Source organism: Agriterribacter sp., from assembly GCF_035444585.1.
Classification (GTDB): Bacteria; Bacteroidota; Bacteroidia; order Chitinophagales; family Chitinophagaceae; genus Agriterribacter.
In genome coordinates, this window is record NZ_DAOMOZ010000283.1 from 1 (window position 1) to 5,338 (window position 5,338).

Here is a 5,338-nt window from a genome sequence, read left to right on the forward strand (position 1 = left end):
CGAAATCCTGAGATGCGGTCGGCACCCGACGCAGGAGGGTCAGCATCGCATCTGAACGCAAAGCGCCGGGGAACAAATAATAAGAACCAAATAACAAGAACCAAATAAATTTCAAATCCGAAGCCGTAAGCGCTAAATCCGAAGGGATACGACAATAAACAAAAAATTAAAAACCATAAATTTTCGAAATCCTGAGATGCGGTCGGCACCCGACGCAGGAGGGTCAGCATCGCATCTGAACGCAAAGCGCCGGGGAACAAATAATAAGAACCAAATAACAAGAACCAAATAAATTTCAAATCCGAAGCCGTAAGCGCTAAATCCGAAGGGATACGACAATAAACAAAAAATTAAAAACCATAAATTTTCGAAATCCTGAGATGCGGTCGGCACCCGACGCAGGAGGGTCAGCATCGCATCTGATATTTTTAGTTTCTTCTTTACACAACACAATACCCTTATTTTTGTTTTATAAGCAGCATAAATTACCGGCATGGATAACAGCAGCATTATTATTTTGGCTATTATAATTGTTGTGGGGGTTTTAGGAATATATTCTTTATTCTATTTCCGTGAAACGAGGGGTATTAAAAAAGAGCGGAAGAAGCCTGCCCACAATGCAACATTGCAATTACAGGCGTACGAACGGCTTACCATTTTAGCTGAACGCATCTCCCTCAAAAACCTGATATCAAGGATATCCCCTGTCAGTATGCAGGCAGCGGTGTACCATTCGTTGCTGGTGGAAAGCATTAAGCAGGAATATGAATACAATCTTTCACAACAACTATACGTATCTGCCCAGGCATGGCAGGCGGTAACCAACCTTAAGGAGCAGAATATTTTTATTTTGCACCAGTTGGTCAATACCCTGCCTGAAACAGCTACAGGCCTTGATTTGAGCAAACGCATTCTGGAGTTGCTGAATGCAGATCCCAAAACCTCTTTGCACAATGTTGTACTCGATGCATTGAGGTATGAGGCCCGGCAGGTCATGTCCGGCGGCGCATGAGGGCTTTCTATATAAAATGTTAATAGAATCCGGCAGGCTGTTTGTAAAGAAAATAATCACACTATTTTCACGTTCGGCAAACGGGTAAATAAAGTTGTTTATTTGTCGTTACATTTGTTGCACTTTCAACAATACTATAATATGAAATTATTTTTCCTGCAGATCGCTCCCGATTCTCTTAATAAAGCTTTGGCCAGCCAACATGGTATCCCCGAACCCGGTACCCAAATGAATCTATGGGAACTGCTGCTGGCGGGAGGCTGGCTTATGCTACCTCTGGCCTTATTAATGGTGATAGCGATATTTTTCTTTTTTGAGCGCCTGATCGCCATTCGCAATGCAGGTAAGCTGGACTATAATTTCATGAGCATTATCAGGGATCATATTGTAACCGGCAATGTTACGGCGGCCCGGTCGCTTGCGCGGAATACATTTAACCCGGTGGCAAGGATGATTGACAAGGGGCTGCAACGTATAGGTAAACCCATTGAAGCGATTGAGAAAAGCATGGAAAATGTGGGGAAGCTGGAGATATATAAAATGGAACGCAATCTTTCAGTACTATCATTGATAGCGGGTATAGCCCCTATGTTTGGCTTTTTGGGAACCATTGTAGGGATGGTGCAGTTGTTTTACGGTATTTCTGCAACGGGTGAATATACGCTTAACACCATTGCCGGTGGTATCTATACGAAGATGATCACTTCAGCAAGCGGGCTCATAATAGGCTTGCTGGCCTATGTAGGATACAATTACCTGAATGCACAGATTGATAAAAATGTTAACCAGATGGAATCTGCCAGCGCCGAATTTATAGACGTGCTGCAGGAACCGACCAGGTAATTTGAAAATGGCGGCCGGTACGCGACGAAGGAGCATCAGACCGTATCAAAAAATGTGAAAATGTGAAAATGCCAGGCGGTACCTGACGAAAAAGCGTTAAACCAATGTCTGAAAAGCCGGTCCGCCGCGGCGGATAAGTTGCCGATAGCTGACAGCTTTGGCCATAAATTACGTAACGAACAAAGATGCAATGAACCTGAGAAAAAAATTAAGAGACAGTGCGAAAGTGCATACCGATGCGCTCAATGATATATTATTTATATTGTTGTTGTTCTTCCTTATTGTGTCTACGCTTGCCAATCCCAATGTGATCAAAGTATCGGCTCCCAGGGGCAAAAGCGATACCAAGTCGAAGCAAACGGTGGTGGTATCCATAGATAAAAACAACCAGGCCTATATCGGCCAGAAAAGAATATCGCTCGACGACCTGGAAAGTGAGTTGCAGCTTGTGCTGTCCAGGGCAGCCGAAAAACCTTCAGTAGTAGTAAATGCCGATACTGCCGGGCATTGGGGCGATGTATACAAAGTATTACAAACAGCAAAAAAACTGGGCGCTACCGCGGTGGCCTCTGTAAGTGCTAATTAGGCTTCCGGGTTTTTACCATACGGTCCTTCCCCTGCATGTCTTTGCGGATAACGGTGTCTTCAAATCCCTGTTGGGTAAAAACATGTTTTACTGCTTCACCCATCGTTTCATGGATTTCTGTATAAATGCTGCCGCCGGCACGCAAATGTAATGTTGCAAATGCGGCTATTGCTGAATAAAACAGCAACGGATCGTTGTCTTCCACAAACAAAGCGGTATGGGGTTCATGATCCAGTACATTTTTATGCATTTCTTTTTTATCCTTTACAGGAATATAAGGCGGGTTGCTGGCAATAATGTCAAACAGGGGCAATGCATTCCTGTGAGCGGTATTTAAAAAATCTACCTGTAAGAACCGGATATCCGCCTGCAGGTTTTTGGCATTTTGCTGCGCAACGGCCAGCGCTTCACTGCTAACATCTATCGCGTATACTTCACTTTCGGGAATGTTTTTTTTTAACGCGATAGCCATGCAGCCGCTGCCCGTCCCTATATCCAGTATTGCCGGTCTTTCCCCTGTACCCTGTAACCTGTACCCTGTAACCTGAGACCTGTAACCTGAGACCTGTAACCTGTAACCTGAGACCTGAAACTCCTTCTCGTCCTTCACCATCCATTCCACCAGTTCCTCCGTTTCGGGACGGGGTATCAGCACATGTTCGTCAACAAATAAAGGCATGCCATAAAACCAAGCTTCGCCCAGCACATACTGTATAGGGCGATGCTGTAAAAGCAACCGGGAATAATGTAAGAGCAGGGTTTCCTGTTCCTCCGGCAAAAAATGATCTCTGTTCAGCGAACGATCCATTCTTTGCAGCCCGGTAATCTTTTCAATTACCAGCGCCGCAATGTTTTCCGCTTCGCGCCGGTCGTATATACTATACAGTGCTTCGCAAACGAAGCCGTAGCCTTCGTTGATGGTCATGCGCAAAGATAGGGCGGATACGGGTTACAAGAGTTTCAAGGTACAGGATGCAAGGCATAAGGTGTCAGGCATAAGGGCGGGTTCCCCCTGCAACCTGTAACCTGCTCCCTGCCCTCACTTCAGCGGCTCATCTAATTTTGGATAATAATGTATACCCCAGAGGTCGTATCGTTGGAATTGCTTTGCAATGCGGTCTTTAAACCCTTCCCAGCTTTTGTTTTGAACGGGGCTCCAGCATACCTCGCTCAATGCGGTAAGACGGGGAAACAGCATGTATTCGGCCTTTGCCGGGTTGGTGATGTATTCCGTCCATAAATTGGCCTGGGCGCCCAGTATATAATGATGTTCGTTGTTTTCCAGTTCCTCTGGCACCGGGTTGAAGCTGTATACTTTTTGCAGGGGAAGATAACCGCCGATAACGATTGAGTCTTCATTTTTGCGCTGCGCATAATCAAGGTACAGGTAGGAGTTGGGCGTCATAATCACATCGTGCTTCTGGTGGGCGGCTTCTATACCTCCTTTTTCACCACGCCAGCTCATTACCGTGGCATTGGGCGCCAGCCCGCCTTCCAGTATTTCATCCCAGCCTATCATGGCTTTGCCTTTGCTGTTCAGGTATTTTTCTATCCGCTGCACAAAATAGCTTTGCAGGCCGTGCTTATCTTTTAAATGCTTTTCTTTGATGAGGTTCTGGCAAAATGCCGACCTTTTCCATGCTTCTTTGGGGCACTCATCCCCGCCAATATGTATATATTTTGAAGGGAATAGCGCTGTTACTTCATCCAGCACGTCCTGTAAAAAATGGAAAGTATATTCACCGGGGCAGTAAACATCCTCAAATACGCCCCATGCCTGCTGTACATTTTTGCCGGTGCTGTCGCCATGCCATGCTGTTTTTCTGGCAGGTTGGGTAGGCTCATCAGGAAAGCAGCTCAATTGCGGGTAAGCGGCAATTGCGGCAGAAGAATGCCCCGGTAATTCTATCTCGGGAATTACGGTTATAAAGCGGTCGGCGGCGTATTGCACGATTTCTTTGATCTGATCCTGCGTATAGTAGCCGCAATATCGCCTGCCATCATTTCCTTTGCCCGGGAAACGCCCGGTGATGGTGCCATTCCTGCAACCACCCACTTCCGTTAAACGCGGATACTTTTTGATCTCGATCCGCCAGCCCTGGTCATCCGTTAAATGCCAGTGAAAAGTGTTGATCTTATGCAGCGCCAGCAGGTCGAGATATTTTTTAATAAAATCCAGGTCAAAAAAATGACGGCAAACATCCAGCATGGCGCCGCGGTATCCGAAACGGGGGTAATCTTCAATAACAACAGCCGGTATTTTCAGCGAAGGCAATTTTTGAGCCGGCAGTAATTGCAGCAATGTCTGCACTCCGTAAAAAGTGCCCCTGCGGCTGTCGCCTTTTATTTGAACAGCTTTACCGGTAACTTCCAAAGTATAGCGCTCCGGCTGGTCGGGCCCTTTAATAAAGGTGCGGGTGCCTATACTGATAAAATCCTTTGAGGCCCGCTTAACAGTACGTAGCGAAAAGCCGTAATATTTTTGCAGGTAAGCGTTTAAAAAATTTACCGCGGCTTTCTCATCATCGCTGCCAGCTACAATAACGGTTCGGCCGGTAATGGTAAAGCTTCCGCTTTTAATTTCGGCTTTAACCGGTACAGGAATAACAGAAAGCGGGGTTTGGGCATGCGTTTGCGCCGCAATGCAGCTCAAAACAACAATAAGTACTCTTTTCATAAACCGATATACTTTACAGGAATGGTTATTGATAATTGATATTCGGGTTATTTCAATAATGATCGTAAAATTACAGGCGCGTTAATGATTCATTAACAAAAAAAATTAAACAAACGTTTGATTTGTATATGGATTTAATTTTAACTTCGCCGCCTGATTTCCATTCCCTGTATTTGTTATTGCTTGCACATTGAATTATCCGGGAACATACAGTTACGAT

6 protein-coding genes are annotated in these 5,338 nt (G+C 45.4%); 3 read left to right on the top strand and 3 right to left on the bottom strand.

Annotation, left to right across the window (positions count from 1 at the left end; translation table 11 throughout):
- Positions 1-299: hypothetical protein (locus PLH26_RS20000; protein WP_324587791.1), on the bottom strand; the 299-nt coding region annotated here is incomplete at its 3' end.
- A 194-nt stretch (positions 300-493) separates the two neighbouring features.
- Between PLH26_RS20000 and PLH26_RS20005 the strand changes: the two genes are divergently transcribed.
- The 3 genes from PLH26_RS20005 (at position 494) to PLH26_RS20015 (ending at position 2,441) form a co-directional block, all read left to right on the top strand.
- Positions 494-1,012 carry a DUF7935 family protein gene (locus tag PLH26_RS20005; RefSeq protein ID WP_324587792.1) on the top strand — a complete coding sequence of 173 codons (519 nt, stop codon included), beginning with the start codon at positions 494-496 and terminating at the stop codon, positions 1,010-1,012.
- Between the two features lie 141 nt (positions 1,013-1,153).
- On the top strand, positions 1,154-1,855 hold the full coding sequence (locus tag PLH26_RS20010) for a MotA/TolQ/ExbB proton channel family protein (RefSeq protein ID WP_324587793.1): 702 nt from the start codon (positions 1,154-1,156) through the stop codon (positions 1,853-1,855).
- A gap of 190 nt (positions 1,856-2,045) precedes the next feature.
- A complete protein-coding gene (locus PLH26_RS20015; RefSeq protein ID WP_324587794.1) occupies positions 2,046-2,441 on the top strand; it encodes an ExbD/TolR family protein in 396 nt (131 codons plus the stop codon).
- Here the strand turns inward: PLH26_RS20015 and prmC are convergent.
- Both prmC and PLH26_RS20025 read right to left on the bottom strand, forming a co-directional pair.
- A complete protein-coding gene (prmC, locus tag PLH26_RS20020; RefSeq protein WP_324587795.1) occupies positions 2,434-3,366 on the bottom strand; it encodes a peptide chain release factor N(5)-glutamine methyltransferase in 933 nt (310 codons plus the stop codon). The genes PLH26_RS20015 and prmC overlap by 8 nt on opposite strands.
- 114 nt (positions 3,367-3,480) lie before the next feature.
- Positions 3,481-5,118 carry a beta-N-acetylhexosaminidase gene (locus tag PLH26_RS20025; protein ID WP_324587796.1) on the bottom strand — a complete coding sequence of 546 codons (1,638 nt, stop codon included), beginning with the start codon at positions 5,116-5,118 and terminating at the stop codon, positions 3,481-3,483.
- Between the last annotated feature and the right edge of the window lie 220 nt (positions 5,119-5,338).